Consider the following 25,371-nt stretch of genomic DNA (forward strand, 5'->3'; position numbering starts at 1 on the left):
ATCCTCTTTTTTACCGGATTAACGATGCAGGCCATTATTCATTGTGATATTGCTGAAGGTGAGGATGACTGCACTAAGTTGCAGGCAATAATTCAGGGGAATATTCTCAAAATAGCGGAAGCACTTGCGGGTGATTTGCAATGGTATTCACAAAATGCGCGATTAGTTCCCGAGAGTTTTCGCATTATATCCATTACGCCCGGTCCTAATAATCGATTTAAAATGCTTTACGATTTCATGTGGAATTTATTTAGTCCCTGTCAGGATTTAAATGAAACCTTTACACGCCAGGAAGATGTTCTGTTTCATATCGTCCCCGGTGCGCTGGTGTTTGAAGTGATCGACAATACACGCCCTTCTCCTGCCGATGAATTGTAATATTTGGTAATGGAGGTGAGCAAAACTAATGATTGTGGATTATCTTTAAGGAGTCGCTGAATTCATTTTATTCGTGATCGCTTCCAGGTAGCTTTTCCTAATCTCGCCGCGCTGCGGTAACTGTGCTAGCTATGGAGGGGAAAAAGATGGACGAATACTCACCGAAACGGCATGATATTGCCCAGCTTAAATTCCTGTGTGAGAACCTGTTTGACGAAAGTATGGCAACATTAACTGACAGTCATCATGGCTGGGTTAATGATCCAACTTCGGAAAGCAATTTACAGCTCAACGATTTGATTGAGCATATCGCGTCTTTCACGATGAATTACAAAATTAAGCATGTTGAAGATGAAGCACTGATAACGCAAATCGATGAATATCTTGACGATACCTTTATGTTGTTTAGCAGCTACGGAATCAATACTCAGGATCTTCAACGTTGGCAACGTTCAGCCCGACGCCTATTTAACCTGTTTGCCGAAGAGTGCGCTTTTCTACAGCAACCCAGCCATTCCTTTTAGCATCAGAGTGAGAACGACTTATTTATGAGCAACCAAGCCTTAACCAAAACCGATTATTTGATGCGACTGCGCCGCTGTCGCTCAATCGACACCCTTGAGCGGGTGATTGAGAAAAACAAGTATGAATTGTCCGATGACGAGTTAGCGGTATTCTATTCTGCTGCCGATCACCGCCTTGCAGAGCTGACGATGAATAAGCTCTACGATAAAGTGCCCGGTTCTGTCTGGAAGTTTGTCCGCTAAGTTTTCCCCTTCTCATCTACGGCCTGCCATAGCAACCGAATTTCAGGGATTGACCATGCCACTGGCAAAGGAGTGCCAGCATTGCGCTATGGGTTGAATTTTGGGGATTTTTCGGAAGGCTGAAATGGTGGAGGCCCTGCCAGCTACATCCCGGCACACGCGTCGCCTGCTGCGGCTGCTTCCTTCCGGACCTGACCGAGTTCACAAGTTAGCATTGCGGGAGAACCAACAGGGCCCCCATTGACAAGCCCTCATTACGAGAGCGCAGGCATTATCAGGTAAGCCCCTGGCAATTGCAAGCAAACCCCGGATGACCGTTGGTTTCTTGAACAGCCAAGCCACCGGATGCTGCTTCATTCACCACACTCATGCTAAAGTCTGGCCTTTACAATGATTCAGGGTTGCCTCGATGAGCGAGCACGATAGCTTTCCACAGCGCGTATGGCAGATTATCGCCGCCATCCCGCCGGGGAAAGTGATGACATATGGCGATGTCGCCCGCTTAGCAGGTTCGCCGCGTGCGGCACGTCAGGTGGGCGGCGTATTGAAACGTTTGCCGCCTGGTAGCCAGCTCCCCTGGCATCGCGTTCTCAACCGTCATGGTCGTATTTCGCTCCAGGGTGATGATTTGTTTCGTCAGCGTGACGCGCTGGAAGCCGAAGGCATTGAAGTAAGTGACGCCGGGGAAATCGAACTGGCGCGTTATCACTGGGATCAGGATTGAATGAGCGGCTTTATCCTTAAAGCCGCTTTCGATGTTACATACTGGTTGGCGCAGGTACCGAAGAAGATGGCGTTATCTGCGTCGGTGAGGTCGATGGTACCGTAGTCGCGGCTCCCGGCTGCGTCGGCATCGCCATATTGGTGGTCGGTACCAACAGCAGTTCCGCCTTCGTGCCCCCCTGATTAATCACAGGTTTCACGGTATCGGTGATAAACGCCAGTCTGCCATCAATGGCAATCGCCGCGCTTAACAGAATACGGGCGTTCGGCTGGATGTCAGCCGGATTAAACGGCAGCACAAACTGGAACGGTGCCTGTTTGCCCTCGGTGCGTACCACATGCTGCGCCAGCACTCGGGATGGCGCATCGGATATCGAAGCATCCGACAGCGTTACCGTCAGGACTGCATCGGGTGGCAATGCAATGCGCTGGCGAATATAAATGGTCCCACTCACATTCGGCTGCGCAATGGTTGATTGCTGCCCTGCGACGCTTGCACCTAAGGTCGGTGTTGCTACCGGCTTGCTGTGGTCCGCGCACCCTGCGACCGCCACGGCCAGCGTCATACCGCTAATGATTTGCCAGAGTTTCATCGATGTCGTCTCCTTATGAACACTATGATTATCGGTGGTAAAAATAATGTGCAGCTTTTCAACCGCCGAATGTCATTAATTCTGGCACAAAAATCCGCGTTGCGCCTGAGACTGGTCTTAGATCGCTGAAACCACGGCAAAAAGATTGACGACAACTGGTCGGATCTTTCACACTTGCCCGACCGGTATCACTGAGGAATCCGTTATGAGCCAGGCCCTGCACAACCTGCTTAATTTGTTGAATCTGGAAAAACTGGAAGAGGGATTATTTCGCGGCCAGAGCGAAGACCTCGGCCTGCGACAGGTGTTTGGTGGCCAGGTGGTTGGTCAGGCCCTGTATGCGGCGAAACAGACAGTGCCGGAAGCACGTATCATCCATTCGTTTCACAGCTACTTCCTGCGCCCGGGCGATAGCCAGAAAGCCATCATCTATGATGTCGAAACCCTGCGTGATGGTAAGAGCTTTAGCGCGCGCCGCGTCAGTGCGGTGCAAAACGGGCAACCTATCTTCTATATGACGGCCTCATTTCAGGCTCCGGAAAGCGGTTTTGAGCATCAAAATGTCATGCCGCAGGTGCCGCCGCCGGATAATCTGCCATCGGAACAGGATCTGGCACATAAGCTGGCAGCACATCTGCCTGGCGAGCTGCGGGAAAAATTTCTTGCCGAACGGCCACTGGATATCCGCCCGGTACAAATCCACAACCCGCTAAAAGGGCGCGTCGATGAGCCGGTACGTCAGGTATGGGTTCGCGCCAACGGGCAGTTGCCGCAGGATCGCCGGATTCATCAATACCTGCTCGGCTATGCATCAGACCTCAATTTCCTGCCTGTCGCCCTTCAGCCGCACGGCAAAGGTTTTCTCGAGCCTGATATGCAGGTAGCGACTATCGACCACTCGATGTGGTTCCACCGCCCGTTTGATCTGTCGGAATGGCTGCTGTATAGCGTTGTCAGCACCTCGGCTTCGGGTGCACGTGGCTTTGTGCGCGGAGAGTTCTTTACTCAGGATGGCCGACTCGTGGCAACCACGGTGCAGGAAGGGGTAATGCGCCAGCGCGACGCATAAAAAAAGGGGCGATTTCTCGCCCCTTCTGCTTTTTATTGTTTTAGCGCACTGCTCTTCTTCAGCCTGGCTCTTACTGGTTGTAAGCGTTTTCGCCGTGGCTGTTAACATCCAGACCTTCACGTTCCTGATCTTCCGGAACACGCAGGCCAACAATCATATCGGCCAGTTTGAAGCCAATAAAGGCAACCACACCGGACCAGACGATGGTGGTACCCACGCTGAACAGCTGAATCCAGACCTGATGACCCATAGTCACGCCTTCGGCATAACCCACGCCACCCAGTGAAGAGGAAGCGAATACACCCGTCAGGATACAACCTACGATGCCACACACGCCGTGCACACCGAACACGTCACACGGGTCATCAACACGCAGCCATTTCTTCAGGGTAGTGACACCCCACAGGCCAGCGAGACCACCCACCAGACCGATAATCAACGCACCACCAACACCGACATAACCACACGCCGGGGTGATAGCAACCAGACCCGCGATGAAGCCTGAAGAGGCACCCAGCAGAGAAGGCTTACCACGCAGCGCCCACTCGCCGAAGGTCCATGACAGTACCGCACCCGCAGTCGCAATCACGGTGTTCAGGAACGCCAGGGCAGCGATTTCGTTCGCAGCAGAGGCAGAACCGGCGTTGAAACCGAACCAGCCCACATACAGGATCGCAGTTCCGGTGAAGACCATCGGCAGGTTGTGCGGTTTGAATGCTTCTTTACCGAAGCCAGCACGTTTGCCCACCAGGTAAGCACCCACCAGACCAGCCACCGCGGCGTTGATATGCACCACAGTACCGCCTGCGAAGTCCAGCGCGCCATCGGTCGCCAGCAAGCCGCCAGCCCAGACCATGTGCGCAATCGGCAGATAGGCCAGAGTCAGCCATACCGCAACGAAAATCAGCACCGCAGAGAAACGAATACGTTCAGCGATAGAACCGACAATCAGGCCCACGGTGATACAGGCGAAGGAAGCCTGGAACGCAACATGGATGTACTGATAGAAGGTCCCCATCAGTGCTTTCAGCTCGATGTTTTTCAGCATCGCCCACTGGAAGCTACCGAAGAAGGCGTTACCTTCGCTGAAGGCCAGCGAGTAACCGTAAATCATCCACAACACGCAGACCAGGGAGAAGGTTACCGCTACCTGAGTCAGCATCGACAACACGTTTTTACCGCGAATCAAACCGCCGTAAAACAGGGCAATACCAGGAATTGACATGAACAGCACCAGCGCGGTGCAGATCATCATAAACGCGTTATCGGCTTTATCCGCAACGGCAGGTGCTGCCGCCATGGCCAGAGACGGTAACAGCGCCAGGCTGGTCAGGCCCAACTTCGTCATCATTTTATTCATTTCTTTCCATCCCATCACAATCAAGGCCCAGTTACAGTGCTGCTTCGTCGGTCTCGCCAGTACGAATACGGATAACGCGCTGCAGTTCCGCGACGAAAATTTTACCGTCGCCAATTTTGCCGGTGTAAGCGGCTTTACTGATGACATCGACCACTTCATCCAGCTGATCATCAGCAATGGCGATATCAATTTTTACTTTTGGCAGGAAGTTCACGCTGTACTCGGCACCGCGATAAAGCTCTGCGTGACCTTTCTGGCGACCGAAACCCTTCACTTCGGTAACTGTCAGTCCCTGAATGCCAATAGAGGATAAGGCTTCACGCACGTCCTCCAGCTTAAATGGTTTGATTACCACGGTAACCAGCTTCATACGATCCCCTCCAGGTATTTAATGAGTAAGTCTTACCGGACACGCAGGGATATAAGCAAAGGGTGTGCCATAAATAAAAAAACCGCAGAGTCAGCGCATTAGCCGCGTGGCAGCACGCTTCGTTATGTGATGGACAACACAAATGCAACAAGGAAAGGAAGAAAGGAGTGGAATATTTGCACTTCTTTGGTGCGACCAGCCTCAAAGAAGTGCATTTGTACAGAATAATCCGATAATGGCGCTCAAAAAAGGTGCAACTCACCCTTCAATGGCTAAGGGAATGCCCGCCGCGAGTTCATCACCTGCCTGTTGCAGCTGATACATTTGCCAGTAACGGCCCTGCTGCGCCAGCAATTCGCTGTGTGTGCCCCGCTCGGCAACCTGCCCACGGTGCAGCACCAGAATCTGATCTGCTTCGGTAATAGTGGAAAGGCGATGCGCAATCACCACCAGCGTGCTGTGCTGGCGCAACGCGCGCAGTGCGTGCTGGATAGCCTGTTCGGTGCCGGAATCGATATTGGCGGTGGCTTCATCGAGAATCAGAATCTGCGGTAGCGACACCAATACCCGCGCCAGTGCCAGCAACTGCTTCTGCCCGACTGACAGATTATTGCCCTGCTCGCCCAGCCGGGTATAGATGCCATCCGGCATCGAGCGTACCAGTGGCGCAAGTTGCACCGTTTCCAGCGCTTGCCATACCGCGTCTTCCGGGATATCGCGGCCAAGACGAACATTGGCAAGCAGGGTATCGGCCAGCACCACCGGATCCTGCTGCACCATGGCCACGCCCTGGCGCAACGCCTGATGTGTCAGTTGTGGCAACGGCCGACCATCCAACTCGATACTGCCACGCGTGACCGGGTAGTAGCCCATCAGCAGATTCGCCAGCGTGCTTTTGCCGCTGCCGGTGTGGCCCACCAGCGCGACAAAGCCACGCGCAGGCACATCCAGATCGATCCGGCTCAGCACATCACGATCGGCACGGTAAGCAAAACTGACATCACGCAACGCAATACGCCCGGACGCCAGCGGACGGTTGTCCGCGCCATAATCCTGCTGGACCGCATCCATCAGCTCAAAAATACGTTCGCCGGAGACCACCGCCTGTTGCAGCATGGATTGCTGCGTGGTGAGTTCGATCAACGGCTCGTTCAGACGCCCGAGCCAGGTAATAAACGCGTACAACACACCGACTTCAAACACACCGGGCGTGGCAAAACTGAACAGCATCAGCAGGCCGCACAAAATTAGTGCAGAGAACAAACTGAGCAAAGGACGCAGCAGGAAGCCATCAAGTCGTAACGTCTCCATACGCGCCAGATAGTGGGAGCGACTGGCCTCCCCCATGCGTTCGCCAAAACGCGCCTGCTGGCGAAACTGCTGGATCACGCTCATGCCATTAATCACTTCATTGAAGCCATTATTGATATCCGCCAGATAGCTGCGTACCCGACGCGCAATGGGCGTGCTGTAACGCTGGTAAATCAGCATCACCACCAGAACCAGCGGGAAAATGGCAATCGCCACCAGCGCCATACGCCAGTCGAGAGCAAACATCGCCACCAGCATGGCACCAATCAATGCGGCACTGCGCAACACCGTTGCCACGACCGTGACATAAAGATCGCGGATGACCTCGGTATCGTTGGTGACACGCGAAATAATCTGCCCCACCGGCTGGGTATCAAAGGCGCTGAGCGGCTGGCGCAACGCGGCATTCATCACATCAGAACGTAATTGCTGTACCACACCAATTGCGGCGCGGTTAAACAGCAAAGCCTGAAAATAATGCAACCCGGCCGCCAGCAGTTGCAGCAGAATAAAACCCACCACCAGCCCGGCGACAATACCCCACGGCATCTGATGTTTCGCCACCAGATGATCGATAAAATAACTGACCAGCACCGGCCCGGTGACTTCCGCCGCCGCGGCCAGCCACAGCATCCCCACCGCCAGCCATAACGATTTGCGCCAGGGTTTACCGTAAGAAAGTAAACGTTTTAGCGTGGGCCACAAGCGTACAGATTTAGCCACGACTCGCTCCTTCGGTGATCTCATCCTCGTCCAGCGCCGCTTCCAGCTGTTGGTAACGGTACATATCGCGATACCAGCCGTTTTGTGCCGCCAGCTCATCGTGATCGCCGCGCTGTGCCACCATGCCCTGCTGCAACACCAGAATTTCGCTGGCTTCCGTCAGTGCCGACAAACGATGGGCGCTGATAATCAGGGTTCGCCCCTGGCCCCACTGTCGCAGGTTGTGCAGGATATCGTGTTCGGTGCGCCCATCTACGGCAGACAGCGCATCATCCAGAATCAGGATCTCGGCATTCAGCAACAGCGCACGCGCAATGGCAATCCTCTGCTTCTGTCCCCCCGACAACATGACACCACGTTCACCCACTTCGGTCTCATAACCCTGCGGTAAGCGCAGGATATCCTCGTGGACACAGGCCATTTTCGCCACGCGTTCAATCTCCTGCTGGCTGGCATTAGGTCGCCCCAGCGCAAGGTTATTGGCTACGGTGTCAGAAAACAGGAAAGGCGTCTGGCTGACCACCGCCAGGCGGCTGCGCCAGCTATCGATACGCAGCTGCGGCAACGGTATGTTGTGATAACGAATGTCGCCCTGCTCAAGGTCAAAGTGGCGCTGAATCAGACTCAGTAACGTACTTTTACCACAGCCGGTCGGCCCGCATAATCCCAGCATCTGACCGGGCTTGAGCTGAAAATTGACATGGCTGAGCGCCACTCCGGCCGTGGCCGGATAGCGGAACTCGCGAATCGCCACCTGCAAATTACCCGCTTCCGGTGGCAGAACAGTCTGACCATCTTCAACCGCCGGTGCTTCTGCCAGCAGCGCGCGGATACGACTCCAGGCGGCGCTGCCGCGCTCGACAATATTGAACATCCACGCCAGCGCCAGCATCGGCCAAATCATCAGGCCGAGATACATGACAAAACTGGTGAGCTGTCCCAGCGTCAGGCTGCCGTGCCACACCATCCAGCTACCGCCACCAATCGCCAGCAGGTTTGATAAACCAATGGCGATATAAATGGTGGGATCAAAACGCGCATCCACCCGCGCCACGCGCAAGTTTTTCTCACCGGTATCGCGTGCGATAGCAGCAAACTGCTGCGACTGATGATCTTCCAGACCAAAAGCTTTGATCATACGAATGCTGGTCAGGCTTTCCTGAGTTTGATCGTTCAGGCTGGAGAACGCTGCCTGGGCGAGTTTGAAGCGATTGTGCAGCTGGTTACCGTAACGATGGATAATCACCGCCATCATCGGCATTGGCACCAGCGCCAGTAAGGTAAGCTGCCAGCTGATTTGCACGCTCATCACCACCAACACCATGCAGCCCATCACCAGCGAATCCACCAGTGTCAGCACCCCTTCCCCGGCGGCAAACACCACGCGATCGACATCGTTGGTGGCGCGGGCAATCAAATCACCGGTACGGTGGCGCAGATAAAATGCCGGATGCTGGCGACTCAGCTGACGATAAAAATCCTCACGCAGTTTCACCGCCAATTGGTACGAGGCACCAAAAAGCAACACGCGCCAGACATAGCGCAGCAGATAGACGATAACGGCGGTAATCAGCATCACGCCGATCCACATCATCAGCCGTCCGGTGCTTAAGGTATGTTGGGTGACGCCATCCACAATCACCCCCACCAGATGCGGCGGCAGTAATTGCAGAAGCGCAATAATGATTAGCAAAGTGACTGCGCCCAGATATCGCCGCCACTCACGCAGAAAATACCAACTTAACTGGCTGAATAATCGCACAAGACTGTCTCTTTCTTTACCCGTTCAGGGTGCCACCGGCAATGCGGTTGTGTATTTAATCTCTTCCATGGCGAAGCTGGAGGTCACATCAATCAGGCCCGGTACGCCATTCACCAGCCGCTTATAAAAACCATCATAACTTTTCATATCCGCGACCTGAATACGCAGCAGATAGTCGTATTCCCCGGCCATACGATAGAACGCCATCACTTCCGGCATCTGCTGGACGACGCTGACAAATTGCTGGTACCAGTCACTGCTGTGTTGCTGGGTTTTGACAAACATAAACGCCGTCAGTGCCAGGCCGATTTTTTCCCCGTCCAGCAACGCAACGCGCGCACGAATAATGCCATCATCTTCCAGTTTTTTCAGGCGTTTCCAGCACGGCGTGGTGGTGAGATTGACCGCATCCGCCAGCGCCTGTAGCGACAGGGTGCAGTCCTGCTGCAATAATGCCAGCAGTTTACGGTCAGTTTTATCTAGCATTTACCTCTCCGGGAGAAAATTTTTCTCTCATCGGGCCATTATACCCAGATTAAAGCAACCTCTTTTTCCTGCCAGTGCCTTAAACTGTGGCCATTCAATTTTGCGGAAACACAGCATGCAAACGCCCTGGATTCGTCACGCTATCAACGAAATTAACGCTGATATTCAGCGTTCTGCTGATACACACCTGATTCGCTTTACGCTGGATGATTTCCCCGGCATTCGTTTCTATCTGAAAGATGAAAGCACCCATCCCAGCGGCAGCCTGAAGCATCGTCTGGCACGGTCGCTGTTTCTGTATGGTCTGGCGAATGGCTGGATCCGCAACGGGACACCCATTATAGAAGCCTCATCCGGCAGTACGGCGGTATCGGAAGCCTATTTTGCCCGTCTGCTGGGGCTGCCGTTTATCGCGGTGATGCCTGCCAGTACCGCCAAACGTAAAATTGAGCAGATCCGCTTTTATGGCGGCGAATGTCACTTCGTCAGCGACCCCTGCCAGCTTTACAGCGAATCAGAGCGCCTGGCGTGTGAACTGAATGGCCATTTTATGGACCAGTTCACCTACGCTGAACGTGCTACGGACTGGCGGGGTAATAACAATATTGCCGAAAGTATTTTCCGCCAAATGACGCATGAACCTTTCCCGGTACCGCATACCTTGATCATGAGTGCTGGCACCGGCGGTACTTCCGCTACCCTGGGACGTTATATTCGCTATCAGGGTTTTGACACCCGGCTGCTGGTGGTCGATCCACAGCATTCGGTTTTTTTTGATTACTGGCATAGCCGTGATAACCAGCTGCGCAGCGAACGTGGCAGCATGGTTGAAGGCATTGGCCGCCCACGCGTTGAACCCTCGTTCATGCCGGATGTCATTGATGAAATGATGAAAGTGCCGGACGCCGCAACCATTGCAGCGATGCTGAAACTGGAGCAGATTTTAGGACGCCGACCGGGAGCTTCCACTGGCACTAACTTCTGGGGCATGATGCAGGTGGCGAAGCGTATGCGGGCTCAGGGGGAGCAGGGGTCGCTGGTAACCATTTTATGCGACAGTGGCGAGCGTTATCCGGATACCTATTACGATCCCCAATGGGTGGCTGATCACATTGGCGATATCGCGCCGTGGGTGCGTGAACTGCAATAAAAAACCGGACATCCTGTCCGGTTCACTGCAAACCTCAGCATTCGGGGGAATAATCGAGGTGTGGTGTGGTCATCCAGTGATTTAAATAATGAGACACCGCCTGTGTCTCGCAATGGCCAATAACCGGTAAATGGGGCAACACCGCTTTCAATTGATGCATGGCGTTGCCCATAATGAAGCCGTTACCTACCTGCTCCAGCATTTCGCGATCGTTCATGGCATCGCCAAACGCCATGCAATCCGCTAACGACAGTGAAAGGTGCTGGCACAGCCATGTCAGTGCAGCCCCCTTGTGGCAACCCAGTGGCAGTACTTCCAGACAATCCCAGGCAGAAAAACAAATATTCGCACGTTCGCCCAGCGCTTCACGCAGTTCGATTTCCAGGGCACGCAGTGTTTCATGCGGGGCAATAAAGCAGATTTTGGTCACTTCATGAGCTGACATTGTCTTCAGGTCACGCAGCTGATACTGGAAACCACTCATCACATGCGCTTCGCGTACAAAGGGCAACGGTTTGTCGGTAAACCAGCCTTCATCATTAAATACATGGATAGACGCGGGAGTTTGCCAGTGGCGATGAAGCACCTCTTCGGCGATCGATGGCGGCAAATCGCAGCCAAATAACAGGTTGCCATCCAGATCGTGCACGCGCGTGCCATTCCCGGTAATCAGCCATGCAGGCAGCGTAATCAGCTCCTTCACCACCGGTTGCATATCCAGCAAATGACGTCCGGTGGCAAAGGTCAGCGTGACGTCACGATGGTGTAAGGCGTGCAGACTGGCGAGCGTTTCTTTGCCTAAGCGATGTGTTGGCAGCAACAGCGTGCCATCCATATCAAATGCCGCGAGGCGGACCATGCGAATTCTCCTGTCGGTTAGAGACCTTTACTATCGCCTGGTAATTACGGAACTAATAGTGAATACTTTTAGAAAACTGTTCCGGGTTTAGATATGCGCCAGCTTAATCGGGTCAATCAATTTCAGCGTCTCTGGCAACTTAGCCAGGGTGAAACGCAGCATCTGAGTGTCGCGACAATGGCACAGCACTGTTTTTGCAGTGAACGCCATATCCGCACCCTGTTACGGCAATGGCAGGAGGCCGACTGGTTGCGCTGGCAGGGCATCGCGGGACGCGGTAAACAGGGAACGCTGACCTTTCTCACCACCCCGGATCAGCTACGCCAGCAACTTTTGCAGCAGCAGCTTGCGGCGGGGGAAGCAACGCAGGCATTGCAGGTGCTGGATGTGCAACCGGAGCATTTGCTAACGATGCTGCGCCCATTGATGGGCGGACAATGGCTCAATCAGGCCCCGGTACTGCGTATTCCTTACTATCGGTCCCTCGAAGCGCTGCTGCCGCTGCATCTGACCGGGCGCGCCGAACAACACCTCGCCCGTCAGATCTTTTCCGGGCTGACGCGCTTTCGGGACAATGATGTTGAAGGCGACTTAGCCCATCACTGGCAGCATGATGAAAGTGGCTGCGACTGGTTTTTCTGGCTGCGGCCGCAGCTCAGCTGGCATAACGATGAACCGCTGTATGCCACGCAACTGGTCACGCAGTTACACAAGATTCTGCGTAGCGCACCAGGATTACGCTTGCTGGCCTCGGTTGAAAGCATCACTGCCCCTCACCCGCTGGCGCTGCGTATCCGCCTGCGCCACAGTGATTATTGGCTGCCACAACGACTGGCGCATCAGTTTTGCCTGTTGCCACACCCGGAGCTTGCTACCATCGGCAGTGGTGCGTGGAAACTGGCGCATTTCACCGATGAACTGGTGCGACTGGAAAGCCACCCGCGCTGGCATCTACAACGGCCGCTGATCCAGGCCGTTGAATACTGGATCACCCCGCAATTGTTTGATCGTACCCTTGGCACCAGTTGTCGCCATCCGGTGCAAATTGCTATTGGTGATCCTGACGAGCTTGATGCTCTGCGCCCGGTCGATCGCAGCATCAGCCTGGGATTCTGCTACCTGGCACCGCGCATCTCATCCCGGCTCAGCTCAGCACAAGCCAAAACCCTGATTTCACTGATTCAGCGTAGCGGCATGATTCAGCAGTTACCGCTGGATGAGGGGCTCATCACGCCAAGCCTGGAGCTGCTGCCCGGCTGGCCAGTCCCCCCACCCGCCGAAGAAAATGCGCCGCTGCCCGCCACACTGACACTGCATTATCATCTGCCGGTTGAGCTTCATGTGATGACTGAAGCACTGAAACCCCTGCTGGCCAGCTATGGTTGCCAGCTGACCTGCATATTCCATGATGTGAAAAGCTGGCGCGATGAACGCGAGCTGGCCGATGCAGACGTGGTGATGGGTGATCGTCTGATTGGCGATGCGCCACTGTTTACCCTGATCAGCTGGCTGGAAAACGATCCGGTATGGCAACCGCTCAGGGGTGGGCAAAGTGACATCCATTTGCGTCAACATTTGCGCGAGATCGCTCAACAACAGAACCCGGATCAGCGTGCTATTCTTAGCCACCAGCTGTTTGAGCAACTGATGCGCGCCGGTTATCTGCTGCCATTATTTAATTATCGCTACCAGATTTCAGCCCCGCCCGGCGTGGAAGGCATTCAACTCAATAGCCTGGGCTGGTTCGACTTCACGCGTGCCTGGATACCACCACCAGCCGCAGTCGATACTGTTCATCACACCCCCGAGCCATTACCATAACGGCTCGGTTTTATACGGAAGAAAAGATGAAAAGAGCCGTTGTAGTTTTTAGTGGCGGACAAGACTCCACCACCTGCTTAATTCAGGCGTTGCAACAATATGATGAAGTGCATTGCGTCACCTTTGATTATGGTCAGCGCCATCGTGAAGAAATTGAGGTGGCATCCGAACTGGCGCATAAGCTCGGTGCCCGGGCGCACAAAGTGCTGGATGTGACGTTGCTGAACGAATTAGCCGTCAGCAGCCTGACGCGCGATAACATCCCGGTCCCGGCGTATGATCCTGAAGCCAGTGGTTTGCCAAGCACCTTTGTGCCGGGTCGCAACATCCTGTTTTTAACGCTGGCCTCAATTTATGCCTATCAGGTTGAAGCCGAAGCGGTGATCACCGGCGTGTGCGAAACTGACTTCTCCGGCTACCCTGACTGCCGCGATGAGTTTGTTAAGGCCCTGAATACCGCCGTCAGTCTGGGAATGGCGCGCAATATTCGTTTCGAAACACCGCTGATGTGGCTGAACAAAGCCGAAACCTGGGCGCTGGCCGACTACTGGCAGCAACTGCCACTGGTACGTGCTGAAACGCTGACCTGCTATAACGGCGTAAAAGGCGATGGTTGTGGCGAATGTGCCGCCTGCCATTTACGTGCGCGTGGTCTGGCGGATTACCAGGCGAATGCAGCGGCGATTATGGCGCAGATGAAACAGAAAAGTGCTCTGGCCTGATCCCTCCGAAATCGGCTGGCGTCGCTGACGCCAGCTCTGTCAGCTAAACCATCAGTGCCGCCAGACGTTCACGCAGCTCCCCTTCCATCGGCACGGCTTTTTGCGTGCGCAAATCAATACAAACAAAAGTTAATGCCGCATCAGCAACCGGCGAACCATCGCTGGCGAGCAACACACGTTGCGAAATGACACCACTCTTGCCATTCAATTGAGCAATCTCACTCTCAATGGTCAGTACGTCGCCCAGCACAGCCGGGCGGCGATAGTTAATGTTGATATTCACCACCACAAAGGCGAGTTTCTGCTGTACCAGCCAGTTAAACGCATCGACATCTTCCAGCCACTGCCAGCGCGCTTCCTCCAGAAACTCCAGGTAACGCGCGTTGTTAACATGCTGATAGACATCAAGATGGTAGCCGCGCACTTTGATTGTGGTCTGCATTGTTGCTCCTGATTAGGCTTAGAATGACAACTGGTTGGACCTGTTGAGCATAGCACAGCGTAAATGCAGGTCTGCTTCATCCTTCATGAGTCGCGAGCTTTCTCACAATTTCAGCCGGGCGCTATTACGTTCAACCAACGCACTGCCAATGCCTGGCACCTCCTTTAATTGATCAATCGCGGTAAACGGGCCGTACTGTTCCCGATAGCTGACGATGGACTGGGCTTTCTTCAGACCGATGCCATTCATGGCGGCGGCGAGTTCCTCTGCTGTGGCTTCATTGATGCTGATCTGCCCTTCTGCCGGTGATGAAACCTGTGTGGCCTGAGTTTCACTGGGACTTTCCGCCGCAGCCAGGCTAGAGGTAGCGACCGTGCCAGCCAGGGCCAGCGAGAAGAATAAAACCTGAAAAGTGTGTTTGACCATGCTGTGTCTCTCCTTGTGTTTAACAGCAGATGCAGGGTGTCACAGCATGGATAAAGGCTCAAAAGCGGATAATCAGAAATGGAAAAGGCCGCATACGCGGCCTTTGGTTGTTTCAGCGGTTCTGATTTTTTTGCGAGGCTTACTGCATTTGTGCGGCTGCGCCGTACTTGATTTTGGCGTCTTTACGCAGGTTTTCCAGCAGGGCTTCGAAGGCGATCTGCGCGTTATTCTGCGTCACACCTTTCACCATCTGGTCAATCTGCGGCTGCGGCATGCTACCCGCGCTGACTTTATCCAGGGCCACCAGTACCACATTGCCCTGCATATCTTCGCTCACACCCCAGGACGGTTTGTTATCCGCTGGCTGTGGCAGATTAAATGCTGACTGCGCGACCGGATCCTGCGCGTTGCGATCAACCGATTTGCTGGCGCTGAGCGTCAGACCGGCGGCCTGCAACACATCCTGCTTACCGGCATTGAGATCGGCTAACAGTTTGTTCGCCTGCTCTTTCGCCTGCTGCGTGGCTTTATCATGTTTCAGAGTATCGGCGATTTGCGCTTTCACCTGATCCAGCGGTTTCACTGCTTCTGGTTTATGTTCGCTGATACGCAGTACAAACGCGCGATCACCATCGACTGAAATGATGTCCGAGTTATTGCCCGGCGCACCGTTCTGACCCACGAGACCACCGTTGAAAATCGCCTGTTTAACCGCGTCGAAATCCAGATCCTGCGGTACGCTGTCCTGGCTAAACCAGTCAGTTTCCACCACTTTCAGACCTGAAGCCTCGGCGGCACCCGCCAGGGATTCGTTATCGTTGCTGGCCGCTTCGCTGACTTTCTGCTGCATTTTATAGAAGGCATCCACCGCTTTTTCCTGCTTCACTTTGTCAGCAACGGCAGCATGTACTTCTGCCAGCGGTTTCACCTGCTCCGGCTGGATGTCATCCAGACGCGCAATCAGGAAGCCCACGGATGACTTGATGACACCAGAGAGCTGACCTTTTTCCGTCAGATTGGCGTTTTTGAGTTCATCAGGGGTAGTGTTCGGTTCCAGCCAGCCCATGTCACCGCCTTTACGGGCGGAGATCGGGTCGATAGATTTGCTCTTCGCCAGCGTCGCGAAGTCTTCGCCTTTTTTCAGCGCATCCAGCACGGCGTTAGCATCTGCTTCAGTTTTAGTCTGAATCACGCTGTAACGGTTACGCTGCGGCTGAGAATAATCGGCTTTGTGCTGATCGAACCAGCTCTGGATATCCGCTTCGCTGGCCGTTTCCTGCAGGCTGGCGGCATCCATTTTGATATAGCTCACGCGGAACTGCTCAGGCGCCATAAAGCTGCTCTGATGCTGCTGGTAATACTGGCTGATTTCATCGTCAGTCACGGTTTGTTTTGCCGCCAGCGCATTGACATCAATCGTCGCCTGACGAATTTCACGTTGCTGTGCCACCAGGTCAACCAGTTTGCTGGTTTCGCCTTTCAGCATGAAATCGGTGTTGGCCACAGCGTTGATCAGCTGCTGTGTCGCCAGCTGCTTACGCAGTGCTTCAGCGTATTGGTCAGCGGTGAACCCCATGCTGCTGATCAGGCCGTTATATTTGACGTTGTCGAACTTACCATTGGTCTGGAAAGCCTGCTGACTGAAAATCGCCTGCTTGACCTGATCATCGCTGATACCAATGTGTAAATCTTTGATGTACTGATCAAGCAGAGCCTGATCAATCAACTGAGAAAGCGCCTGCTGGCGCATCTGCTGCATATAGCCTTCGTTGCTGGCCAGCTGCGAGAATTGATCACCCAGCATCTGTTGCTGGCGATTGCGCTCATTGTTATAAGCCTGTTCCAGCTCTGCCCGGCTGATTTCGTGGCCGTTCACTTTGGCAGCATAATCACTGTTACCGCCAATCAGGTAGTTGCCCACCCCGGTCAGTACAAAGGACAGGATAATCAATCCCAGAATGATTTTGAGCACGACGTGATTTCCCGCCGCACGTAAATTGTCCATCATGGTATGACAACACTCCGCTGTAGTGTGAATGTAAAGCTCTGACACGATGTCATCATCGTGCAGCTGCAGTTCAGGCTGGCAGCTGGCAACCCTGCGGAGACAAGAGCCAAAGGCTTTTTGCTGCGCATCAGAATAAAAAAGGCACATCAAAAATGATGTGCCCGTATGTTACATGAGAACGGCTTTTGCGTCCTCAATCCATCGAAGAAAATGCTTCAACGGATGTGACAACAGTCATTAATTGACAGCGTCTTTCAGTGCCTTACCAGCACGGAAGCCCGGCACTTTACCAGCCGGAATGGTGATTTCTTTACCGGTTTGCGGGTTACGGCCGGTGCGAGCAGCGCGCTCACGAACAGAGAAAGTACCGAAACCAACCAGTGCCACTTCATCACCGCCTTTCAGCGCATCAGAAACGGAGCCCATGAATGCATCTAATACACGTCCCGCTGCCGCTTTAGAAATATCCGCATCCGCAGCAATTTTGTCGATCAACTGTGACTTATTCACTCTATTCATCCCCTCTTTTATTATTCACATCGTATCCGAGCTTCCCGCCGGGTACGAACGCGCAGCCAGTTATATCAAGCCTTTCGAGCCGAAACAACGGTATTCATCTTAATCGTTGATCCAGCAGCCCCCTAACTTAGCGGCACAAAAAAAGGCTGGCAAGCACCATTTGGCCTGCCAGCCTCGCTTTTTAGCGGTTTTTGCCGTTAATCACTATTTTGCGGTCGCAACCAGCATCCCGTAAGGCGCATTTTCCAGTGCCAGGTTCAGCACCTCTTCAATGCGTTTCACCGGATGAATGGTCAGATCGGCAATCACGTTCTGTGGAATTTCTTCCAGATCGCGTTTGTTCTCATCCGGGATCAGCACCGTTTTGATGCCACCACGGTGTGCTGCCAGCAGTTTCTCTTTCAAGCCACCAATTGGCAGTACCTGACCACGCAGCGTGATCTCACCGGTCATCGCCACATCAGAACGCACCGGGTTGCCGGTCAGACAGGACACCAGCGCAGTACACATCGCGATACCTGCGCTCGGACCATCTTTCGGCGTCGCACCTTCCGGCACGTGAACGTGGATATCACGTTTCTCGTAGAAATCGCCGTTAATACCCAGTTTTTCAGCGCGGGCGCGAACCACGGTCAAAGCGGCCTGGATGGATTCCTGCATCACTTCACCCAGTGAACCGGTATAGGTCAGTTTACCTTTACCCGGTACACAGGCGGTTTCGATGGTCAGCAGATCACCACCCACTTCTGTCCACGCCAGACCCGTCACCTGACCTACACGGTTTTCGCTGTCAGCACGGCCATAGTCAAAGCGTTGTACCCCAAGGAAATCTTTGAGGTTGTCACCGTTGATGCTGATGTGTTTTTTCTCTTTATCCATCAGCAACGCTTTCACCGCTTTACGGCACAATTTGGAGAGTTCACGCTCCAGGCTACGCACGCCCGCTTCACGGGTGTAATAGCGGATGATGCCCATAATCGCGCTGTCATCGACGCTGATTTCTTTCTCTTTCAGCGCATTACGCTCAATCTGTTTCGGCAGCAGGTGCTGTTTCGCGATGTTCAGTTTTTCATCTTCGGTATAACCGGAAAGACGAATCACTTCCATACGGTCAAGCAGCGGCGCCGGGATGTTCATTGAGTTTGAGGTCGCCACGAACATCACGTCTGACAGATCGTAATCCACTTCGAGATAGTGATCGTTAAAGGCGATGTTCTGTTCCGGATCCAGCACCTCAAGCAGCGCAGAAGCAGGATCGCCACGCATGTCCGAAGACATTTTGTCGATCTCATCCAGCAGGAACAGCGGGTTTTTCACCCCGACTTTCGCCATTTTCTGGATCAGTTTGCCCGGCATAGAACCAATATAGGTACGACGATGACCGCGGATTTCCGCTTCATCACGCACGCCACCCAGTGCCATACGGACATACTTACGGCCTGTCGCTTTGGCGATAGACTGGCCCAGCGAGGTTTTACCTACCCCCGGCGGTCCGACCAGACACAGGATCGGTCCTTTGATTTTGCTGACGCGACTTTGCACCGCAAGATACTCAAGGATACGGTCTTTCACGCGTTCCAGGCCGTAGTGATCGGTATCCAGCGTTTCCTGGGCTTTGCGCAGATCTTTCTTCACTTTGCTGCGCGCATTCCACGGTACCTGCACCATCCAGTCGATGTAGCCACGTACCACGGTTGCTTCAGCCGACATCGGCGACATCATTTTCAGCTTCTGCAGCTCAGCTTCGGCTTTTTCGCGCGCTTCGTCTGGCATTTTTGCCGCTTCGATTTTGCGTTTCAGCGCTTCATATTCATCAGGCGCATCGTCCATCTCGCCCAATTCTTTCTGAATCGCTTTCATCTGCTCATTCAGGTAATACTCGCGCTGGCTTTTCTCCATCTGCTTTTTCACGCGGTTGCGAATACGCTTCTCAACCTGCAGCAGATCGATTTCAGACTCCATCATTGCCATCAGATATTCCAGACGCTCGTTAACGTCGGACATCTCCAGCACGGATTGTTTGTCTGCCAGTTTCAACGGCATATGCGCCGCAACGGTGTCAGCCAGACGGGCTGCATCGTCAATGCTATTCAGTGAGGTCAGGACCTCAGGAGGAATTTTTTTGTTGAGCTTGATGTAGCCTTCAAATTGATTGATAGCGGTACGGACCAGCACTTCCTGCTCGCGCTCTTCAATTTCCGGCGAGATCAGATATTCAGCCTGGGCTACAAAGTGGTCGCCGTTGTCTGCCAGCGTGGTGATATGGGCACGCTGTAAACCTTCAACCAGCACTTTGACCGTGCCGTCCGGCAGCTTCAGCATTTGCAATACCGAAGCGACGGTCCCTACAGAGAAGAGATCGTTAATACCAGGTTCATCCGTTGAAGCCTCTTTCTGTGCAACCAGCATGATCTTTTTATCATGATCCATCGCGGCTTCGAGGCACCGAATCGATTTTTCCCGACCAACAAACAACGGAATTACCATGTGCGGATAAACCACCACGTCGCGCAACGGCAACACGGGGATTTCAATGCGTTCAGAACGCTCAGGATTCATAGAGCTCTCTCTTAGTTTAATGTCCGCCAGGTGATGGGAACCGCCTGAACACAGTCAATTTGCAGTTAAACCCACAGGATATTGAGTATATGGGGATGCTTATCCGACATTCAATGTCACAGGCGTGAGAAAAACAAAAGGGGAAAGATTTTCCCCTTTTTTAAGATAACAACGTGGTTTAATTGTTTATTTATTCGCCAGAAGCCTGCGCTTCATGCTTACCATAAATCAACATCGGCTCTGATTGACCATCGATAACCGACTCATCAATCACTACTTTCTCCACGTCTTCCATTGAAGGCAGGTCGTACATGGTTTCGAGTAACGCACCTTCCACGATTGAACGCAGACCACGCGCACCGGTTTTACGTGACATCGCTTTCTTAGCAATCGCCGTCAGCGCTTCATCACGGAACTCCAGCTCCACACCTTCCAGGTTAAACAACGCCTGGTACTGTTTGGTCAGCGCATTTTTCGGCTCACGCAGGATCTGAATCAGGGCTTCTTCACTCAGCTCGTTCAGCGTAGCAACTACTGGCAGACGACCAATGAACTCAGGAATCAGACCGAACTTAATCAGATCTTCTGGCTCCACCTGTGACAGCAGTTCACCTTCGCTGGCTTTCTGTGACTTGCCTTTCACCGTCGCACCGAAACCAATACCTGAACCGGTTTCTACGCGCTGGGAAATCACTTTGTCGAGACCGGCGAATGCGCCACCACAGATGAACAGGATCTTCGAGGTATCAACCTGCAAAAATTCCTGCTGCGGGTGCTTACGTCCACCCTGCGGCGGTACGGCAGCCACGGTGCCTTCGATCAGTTTCAGCAACGCCTGCTGCACGCCTTCGCCCGATACGTCACGGGTGATTGACGGGTTGTCAGACTTGCGTGAAATCTTGTCAATTTCATCGATGTAAACAATGCCGCGCTGGGCTTTCTGCACATCGTAATCGCATTTCTGCAGCAGTTTCTGGATGATGTTTTCCACATCTTCGCCCACATAACCCGCTTCAGTCAGCGTGGTTGCATCGGCCATGGTAAACGGCACATCCAGCAAACGTGCCAGCGTTTCCGCCAGCAAGGTTTTCCCGCTACCGGTTGGACCGATCAGCAGAATGTTACTTTTGCCCAGCTCGATACCATTGCTGGTATCGCCATTGCGCAGACGCTTGTAGTGGTTGTACACCGCCACAGCCAGCACCTTTTTCGCCTTTTCCTGACCGATGACATAATCATCGAGATGATGGCGGATTTCATGCGGCGTCGGCAGCGCACTGCGCTCGCGATGCGGGGCAACCTCTTTAATCTCTTCGCGAATGATGTCGTTACATAAATCGACACATTCGTCGCAGATATACACTGACGGCCCGGCAATCAGCTTACGCACTTCATGCTGGCTTTTGCCGCAAAAAGAGCAGTACAGCAACTTACCTGAACCGTCTTTGCGCTTATCTGTCATCAGCTAACCTCTTTTCGTTCTCAGGCCATACTGGCGTACGGCACTGGCCGTGCATTTACGGCCGATATTCATTCAACCCACCTGCCCTTCGTCCTGTTAACTATAGCGCAGGAGCCAGGCAGATGTGTCTTATTGGCGATGCGTCAAAATGGAGTCGACCAGGCCATACTCTACCGCTTCACTGGCAGAGAGGAAACGATCGCGCTCAGTGTCGCGCTCGATCTGCTCCAGCGATTTACCGGTATGCTCAGCCATCAGCTCATTCATACGCTGCTTAACTTTCAGAATCTCACGCGCATGGATTTCAATATCCGTAGCCTGCCCCTGATAACCACCCAGCGGTTGGTGAATCATGACACGCGAGTTAGGCAGGCAGAAGCGTTTGCCTTTCGTGCCTGCGGTCAGCAGGAACGCACCCATCGAACAAGCCTGGCCCATACAAATGGTGCTTACGTCAGGCTTGATGAATTTCATTGTGTCATAAATTGACATACCGGCGGTAATCACACCACCCGGTGAGTTAATGTAGAGGTAGATATCCTTCTCAGGATTCTCCGCTTCCAGAAACAGCATCTGCGCCACGATCAGGTTAGCCATATGATCTTCAACCTGGCCGGTCAGGAAGATCACACGCTCTTTGAGCAGGCGGGAATAGATGTCGTAAGAACGCTCGCCGCGCGAGGTTTGTTCGACCACCATTGGCACCAGCGCCATCTGCGGTGCAGTAAATTCACGATCGCCACTGTATGACATTACCGTCTCCTGGATAAATTTCGTTGGCAACATTCTGTACCGATTTTACGTGAGGCGTGCGACGAAAACCATGCGCTGCCTCCTCACTCCGACACCAACAGGACGGTTAATCAGTCAGTTTCACTGTCTTCATGCATTCTCCCTGTATCTGGGGATGCTGCCCAGTTATTTCAAGCATAACAACCTTTTCCCTAATCGCTAACACGGAAAAAGAGCTTAGCGAAGAATTTGCCGATTAATTAATCAAATAGAAGACAAATCCAGGGACTTTAGCGAAAAAAATAAAAAGCCCGCGACTTTTTGGTCGCGGGCTTCGCACTTCGTGTTAACTAACGAATCAGGCTGAAGCAGTCTGGTTCATCAGTTCCTGGAAGTTAGTCGCTTTGTCGGTAACTTTTGCTTTTTCCAGCACCGCTTCCACTGCTTGTTCTTCCAGCGCTACGTTGCGCATGTTGTTCATCAGCTCGTTGTTCTTGCTGTAGAACTCGATTACTTCCTGCGGATCTTCGTACGCAGAAGCCATCTCTTCGATCAGCGCTTTAACGCGGGTTTCATCAGCCTGCAGCTCGTTGGTGCGAATCACTTCGCCCAGCAGCAGACCCACAACAACGCGGCGTTTCGCCTGCTCTTCGAACAGCTCGCGCGGCAGTTCCAGCGCTTGCTTCTCGTTGCCACCGAAACGCTGAGCCGCCTGGCGACGCAGAACATCGATTTCGCTGTCGATCAGGGCAGCCGGCACGTCGATAGCATTGGCGTTAACCAGGCCGTCGATCGCCTGAGACTTCAGACGGTTACGGATTGCGCCTTTCAGCTCACGCTCCATGTTCTTACGTACTTCAGTACGCAGACCTGCTACTGAACCATCTTCCACGCCGAAACGCTGGATGAATTCTTCAGTCAGTTCCGGCAGTTCGCGTACTTCAACTTTCTTCAGTACGATTTCGAACTTAGCGTCTTTACCTTTCAGGTTTTCCGCGTGGTAATCTTCCGGGAATTTCACGTCGATGGTGAAGGTTTCACCGGCTTTGTGACCCACAACGCCTTCTTCAAAGCCCGGGATCATGCGGCCCTGGCCCATGGCCAGAACGAAGTCAGAGGCTTTACCACCTTCGAACTCTTCGCCGTCAACAGAACCGGTGAAGTCGATGGTCGCGCGATCTTCAGCACCAGCGGCTGCATCGCTCTCTTTCCAGGTTGCCTGCTGCTTGCGCAGGGTTTCCAGCATGGTATCGACGTCAGCGTCGGTCACTTCAACAACCGGCTTTTCAACTTCGATGGTGTCGAGGCCTTTCAGCTCAACTTCCGGATAGACTTCGAATTCAACCGTAAAGGTGAAGTCTTCACCCAGCTTGTATTCACCTGGAACGTAGTTCGGTGCACCAGCCGGATTAATTTTTTCTTTAATGATGGCGTCAACAAAGTTGCGCTGCATCAGATCGCCCAGCACGTCCTGGCGAACAGATGCACCGTAGCGCTGAGCTACGATCTGCATCGGCACTTTGCCTTTACGGAAACCATCGATACGGACTTTCTTCGCCACATCCACCAGTTCTTTCTTCACTGCGCTTTCGATGCTGTCAGCTGCAACAGTAATCGTAATGCGACGGCCCAGACCCTGAGTGGTTTCTACTGAAACTGTCATCTTGCTACCTCAAAAAATCACGTGCTCGGTCAACTTCAGACACCACACATATGAAATGCGCCGTATCCAACTAACGGGAGGGCATCTGCTGACAGAACCTGTTCCCTGTTGTCAGAAGCTCCCGAAGACATTCCGGAAAAATAGACGCCGCATTATAGCGGCATCACCGGGGCGAGTCGAGGCTGCAAAGTCACCACTTTTAAACGGTTTTGCTGCTTTTTTGCGCCGCAGATCGCGTTTAGGAGTAAATAAGGAAGAGAAAACGGCCCGCAGGCCGTTTTATATAGATTAAGTAAGAAAAATCAGGCGAGCGTACCAGCACCACGACAATTAGGGGAAGCCAGCACCGTGTCCTGTAAGCCATCCCACTCTTTTTGTGTGTAAGTATGCAGTGCCAGCGCATGTACGCCTCCTGCAAACTCAGCCGTTAGCTCACTGTAAATGGAGCGATGGCGGGCTAAAAAACGCTGGCCGGTAAAGCAGTCACTGACGATCACCACCTTAAAGTGACTTTCAGAACCAGCAGGCACGTTATGACGGTAGCTTTCATCATGCACTTCGAGGTGTGCAGGGTCGAATGCCTTACGCAGCTTTTCTTCTATTTCTTCGCGAATCATTGTTAACACTCCTCTACGGCGAGCGCTGTGCCTCATCTGTTTAAATATTAGTAGGTTTTTAACCATTTCCGCAGGGAAGCTGGAAAAAATAATGTGCGCTGCGCATCTTAACCTGCCTGCCACGCAGGTCAACGGGGGTTTAGCTCAGTCAATCTGAAAAAAGCCTTTACAATCAATTTCCACTGGCGGAGGGCTTTTTTCGCTGTCATGCAATGCTATGATGGCCGCAGTTTTGCAAACCAACCTATATACCCGCTAACGAGAATGAGTATGTTGAAAAAACTGTTATTCCCTCTGCTGGCTGCATTTATTTTGGCCGGCTGCGCCAGCAATAATACGACGCTGAATATCGAACCAAAAATTCAGCTGCCACAGCAGGATCCAAGCCTGATGGGCGTGACCGTCAGCATCAATGGCGCCGATCAACGTAGCGATCAGGCACTGGCAAAAGTAAACCGCGACGGCCAGCTGGTCACCCTCACACCATCCCGTGACCTGCGTTTCCTGCTGCAGGAAGTGCTGGAGAAACAGATGACCGCACGTGGCTATATGGTTGGCCCGAATGGCGCGGTTGATCTGCAAATTGTGGTCAATGGTCTGTATGCCGATGTGACACAGGGCAACGTGCGTTACAGCATTACCACTAAAGCGGACATTTCTATTATTGCTACCGCGAAAAATGGTAACAAACAGATTAAAAACTACCGCCAGACCTACAGCGTAGAAGGCGCATTCACTGCGACCAACGACAAGATCACCAACGCGGTTAACTCCACGCTTGGCGACGTGATTGCTGATATGGCGCAGGACACCAGCGTACATAACTTCATCAAACAGAACGCCCGTTAA

General features: G+C 53.1%; 25 protein-coding genes and 1 other RNA gene. 9 read left to right on the forward strand and 17 right to left on the reverse strand.

Going from position 1 to position 25,371, the window contains the following annotated elements:
* Nucleotides 1-24: 24 nt before the first annotated feature.
* From RCF31_RS08010 to RCF31_RS08020, 3 genes are all read left to right on the forward strand, one after another.
* Nucleotides 25-378: a hypothetical protein gene (locus RCF31_RS08010; RefSeq protein WP_299456853.1), complete on the forward strand. Its 354-nt coding sequence runs from the start codon at nt 25-27 to the stop codon at nt 376-378.
* Nucleotides 379-524: 146 nt separating this feature from the next.
* Nucleotides 525-902 (forward strand): Hha toxicity modulator TomB, encoded by a 378-nt coding sequence (tomB, locus tag RCF31_RS08015; protein ID WP_021185827.1) that lies wholly within the window; start codon nt 525-527, stop codon nt 900-902.
* Nucleotides 903-926: 24 nt separating this feature from the next.
* Complete coding sequence (locus RCF31_RS08020) at nt 927-1,145, forward strand: HHA domain-containing protein (protein ID WP_013508151.1); 219 nt, start codon at nt 927-929, stop codon at nt 1,143-1,145.
* A 134-nt stretch (nt 1,146-1,279) separates the two neighbouring features.
* On the opposite strand, the gene ffs is transcribed toward RCF31_RS08020, so the two are convergent.
* Nucleotides 1,280-1,376, reverse strand: an RNA gene (ffs, locus tag RCF31_RS08025) — signal recognition particle sRNA small type.
* Between the two features lie 178 nt (nt 1,377-1,554).
* On the opposite strand from ffs, the gene RCF31_RS08030 reads away from it, so the two are divergent.
* A complete protein-coding gene (locus RCF31_RS08030) occupies nt 1,555-1,869 on the forward strand; it encodes an MGMT family protein (protein WP_416413016.1) in 315 nt (104 codons plus the stop codon).
* A gap of 34 nt (nt 1,870-1,903) precedes the next feature.
* Here the strand turns inward: RCF31_RS08030 and RCF31_RS08035 are convergent, their stop codons facing one another.
* A complete protein-coding gene (locus RCF31_RS08035; protein ID WP_299456861.1) occupies nt 1,904-2,461 on the reverse strand; it encodes a YbaY family lipoprotein in 558 nt (185 codons plus the stop codon).
* A gap of 205 nt (nt 2,462-2,666) precedes the next feature.
* Between RCF31_RS08035 and tesB the strand changes: the two genes are divergently transcribed.
* Nucleotides 2,667-3,530: an acyl-CoA thioesterase II gene (gene tesB, locus RCF31_RS08040; protein ID WP_416413017.1), complete on the forward strand. Its 864-nt coding sequence runs from the start codon at nt 2,667-2,669 to the stop codon at nt 3,528-3,530.
* Nucleotides 3,531-3,600: 70 nt separating this feature from the next.
* Here the strand turns inward: tesB and amtB are convergent, their stop codons facing one another.
* The 5 genes from amtB to RCF31_RS08065 form a co-directional block, all read right to left on the reverse strand.
* Nucleotides 3,601-4,890, reverse strand: coding sequence for an ammonium transporter AmtB (gene amtB / locus RCF31_RS08045; RefSeq protein ID WP_299456865.1), 1,290 nt, complete (start codon nt 4,888-4,890; stop codon nt 3,601-3,603).
* 31 nt (nt 4,891-4,921) lie between these two features.
* Nucleotides 4,922-5,260, reverse strand: a complete 339-nt coding sequence (glnK, locus tag RCF31_RS08050; protein WP_007886947.1) for a P-II family nitrogen regulator — start codon at nt 5,258-5,260, stop codon at nt 4,922-4,924.
* Nucleotides 5,261-5,518: 258 nt separating this feature from the next.
* Nucleotides 5,519-7,294, reverse strand: coding sequence for a SmdB family multidrug efflux ABC transporter permease/ATP-binding protein (locus tag RCF31_RS08055; protein WP_416413018.1), 1,776 nt, complete (start codon nt 7,292-7,294; stop codon nt 5,519-5,521).
* Nucleotides 7,287-9,056 (reverse strand): SmdA family multidrug ABC transporter permease/ATP-binding protein, encoded by a 1,770-nt coding sequence (locus RCF31_RS08060; RefSeq protein WP_416413019.1) that lies wholly within the window; start codon nt 9,054-9,056, stop codon nt 7,287-7,289. Before RCF31_RS08060 ends, RCF31_RS08055 begins: the two co-directional genes overlap by 8 nt.
* 24 nt (nt 9,057-9,080) lie before the next feature.
* A complete protein-coding gene (locus RCF31_RS08065; RefSeq protein WP_084873177.1) occupies nt 9,081-9,542 on the reverse strand; it encodes an Lrp/AsnC family transcriptional regulator in 462 nt (153 codons plus the stop codon).
* A 115-nt stretch (nt 9,543-9,657) separates the two neighbouring features.
* On the opposite strand from RCF31_RS08065, the gene RCF31_RS08070 reads away from it, so the two are divergent.
* Nucleotides 9,658-10,692: a PLP-dependent cysteine synthase family protein gene (locus tag RCF31_RS08070; protein ID WP_416413020.1), complete on the forward strand. Its 1,035-nt coding sequence runs from the start codon at nt 9,658-9,660 to the stop codon at nt 10,690-10,692.
* A gap of 34 nt (nt 10,693-10,726) precedes the next feature.
* Here the strand turns inward: RCF31_RS08070 and cof are convergent, their stop codons facing one another.
* Nucleotides 10,727-11,551, reverse strand: coding sequence for an HMP-PP phosphatase (gene cof / locus RCF31_RS08075; RefSeq protein WP_416413021.1), 825 nt, complete (start codon nt 11,549-11,551; stop codon nt 10,727-10,729).
* A 93-nt stretch (nt 11,552-11,644) separates the two neighbouring features.
* Between cof and RCF31_RS08080 the strand changes: the two genes are divergently transcribed.
* Both RCF31_RS08080 and queC read left to right on the forward strand, forming a co-directional pair.
* On the forward strand, nt 11,645-13,372 hold the full coding sequence (locus tag RCF31_RS08080) for an SgrR family transcriptional regulator (RefSeq protein ID WP_416413022.1): 1,728 nt from the start codon (nt 11,645-11,647) through the stop codon (nt 13,370-13,372).
* A gap of 26 nt (nt 13,373-13,398) precedes the next feature.
* On the forward strand, nt 13,399-14,094 hold the full coding sequence (queC, locus tag RCF31_RS08085; RefSeq protein WP_416413023.1) for a 7-cyano-7-deazaguanine synthase QueC: 696 nt from the start codon (nt 13,399-13,401) through the stop codon (nt 14,092-14,094).
* Between the two features lie 43 nt (nt 14,095-14,137).
* Here the strand turns inward: queC and RCF31_RS08090 are convergent, their stop codons facing one another.
* The 9 genes from RCF31_RS08090 to bolA all read right to left on the reverse strand — a co-directional run bounded on the left by RCF31_RS08090 (nt 14,138) and on the right by bolA (nt 24,522).
* Nucleotides 14,138-14,536: an acyl-CoA thioesterase gene (locus tag RCF31_RS08090; protein ID WP_299456934.1), complete on the reverse strand. Its 399-nt coding sequence runs from the start codon at nt 14,534-14,536 to the stop codon at nt 14,138-14,140.
* Nucleotides 14,537-14,638: 102 nt separating this feature from the next.
* Nucleotides 14,639-14,962 (reverse strand): helix-hairpin-helix domain-containing protein, encoded by a 324-nt coding sequence (locus RCF31_RS08095; RefSeq protein ID WP_084873166.1) that lies wholly within the window; start codon nt 14,960-14,962, stop codon nt 14,639-14,641.
* A 139-nt stretch (nt 14,963-15,101) separates the two neighbouring features.
* Entirely contained in the window at nt 15,102-16,970 is a 1,869-nt protein-coding gene (gene ppiD / locus RCF31_RS08100) for a peptidylprolyl isomerase (protein ID WP_299456938.1), read from the reverse strand.
* Between the two features lie 237 nt (nt 16,971-17,207).
* Nucleotides 17,208-17,480 (reverse strand): nucleoid-associated protein HU-beta, encoded by a 273-nt coding sequence (hupB, locus tag RCF31_RS08105; RefSeq protein WP_014606441.1) that lies wholly within the window; start codon nt 17,478-17,480, stop codon nt 17,208-17,210.
* Between the two features lie 213 nt (nt 17,481-17,693).
* A complete protein-coding gene (gene lon / locus RCF31_RS08110) occupies nt 17,694-20,048 on the reverse strand; it encodes an endopeptidase La (RefSeq protein WP_084873164.1) in 2,355 nt (784 codons plus the stop codon).
* Between the two features lie 190 nt (nt 20,049-20,238).
* Nucleotides 20,239-21,510, reverse strand: coding sequence for an ATP-dependent protease ATP-binding subunit ClpX (clpX, locus tag RCF31_RS08115; protein WP_167136586.1), 1,272 nt, complete (start codon nt 21,508-21,510; stop codon nt 20,239-20,241).
* A gap of 129 nt (nt 21,511-21,639) precedes the next feature.
* Complete coding sequence (clpP, locus tag RCF31_RS08120) at nt 21,640-22,263, reverse strand: ATP-dependent Clp endopeptidase proteolytic subunit ClpP (RefSeq protein ID WP_084873160.1); 624 nt, start codon at nt 22,261-22,263, stop codon at nt 21,640-21,642.
* A gap of 337 nt (nt 22,264-22,600) precedes the next feature.
* Entirely contained in the window at nt 22,601-23,905 is a 1,305-nt protein-coding gene (tig, locus tag RCF31_RS08125; RefSeq protein ID WP_084873158.1) for a trigger factor, read from the reverse strand.
* Between the two features lie 302 nt (nt 23,906-24,207).
* On the reverse strand, nt 24,208-24,522 hold the full coding sequence (bolA, locus tag RCF31_RS08130) for a transcriptional regulator BolA (protein WP_084873155.1): 315 nt from the start codon (nt 24,520-24,522) through the stop codon (nt 24,208-24,210).
* 270 nt (nt 24,523-24,792) lie between these two features.
* Between bolA and RCF31_RS08135 the strand changes: the two genes are divergently transcribed.
* On the forward strand, nt 24,793-25,371 hold the full coding sequence (locus tag RCF31_RS08135; RefSeq protein WP_084873154.1) for a lipoprotein: 579 nt from the start codon (nt 24,793-24,795) through the stop codon (nt 25,369-25,371).

The organism is Pantoea sp. App145 (genome assembly GCF_047947045.1).
Lineage (GTDB): Bacteria > Pseudomonadota > Gammaproteobacteria > Enterobacterales > Enterobacteriaceae > Pantoea.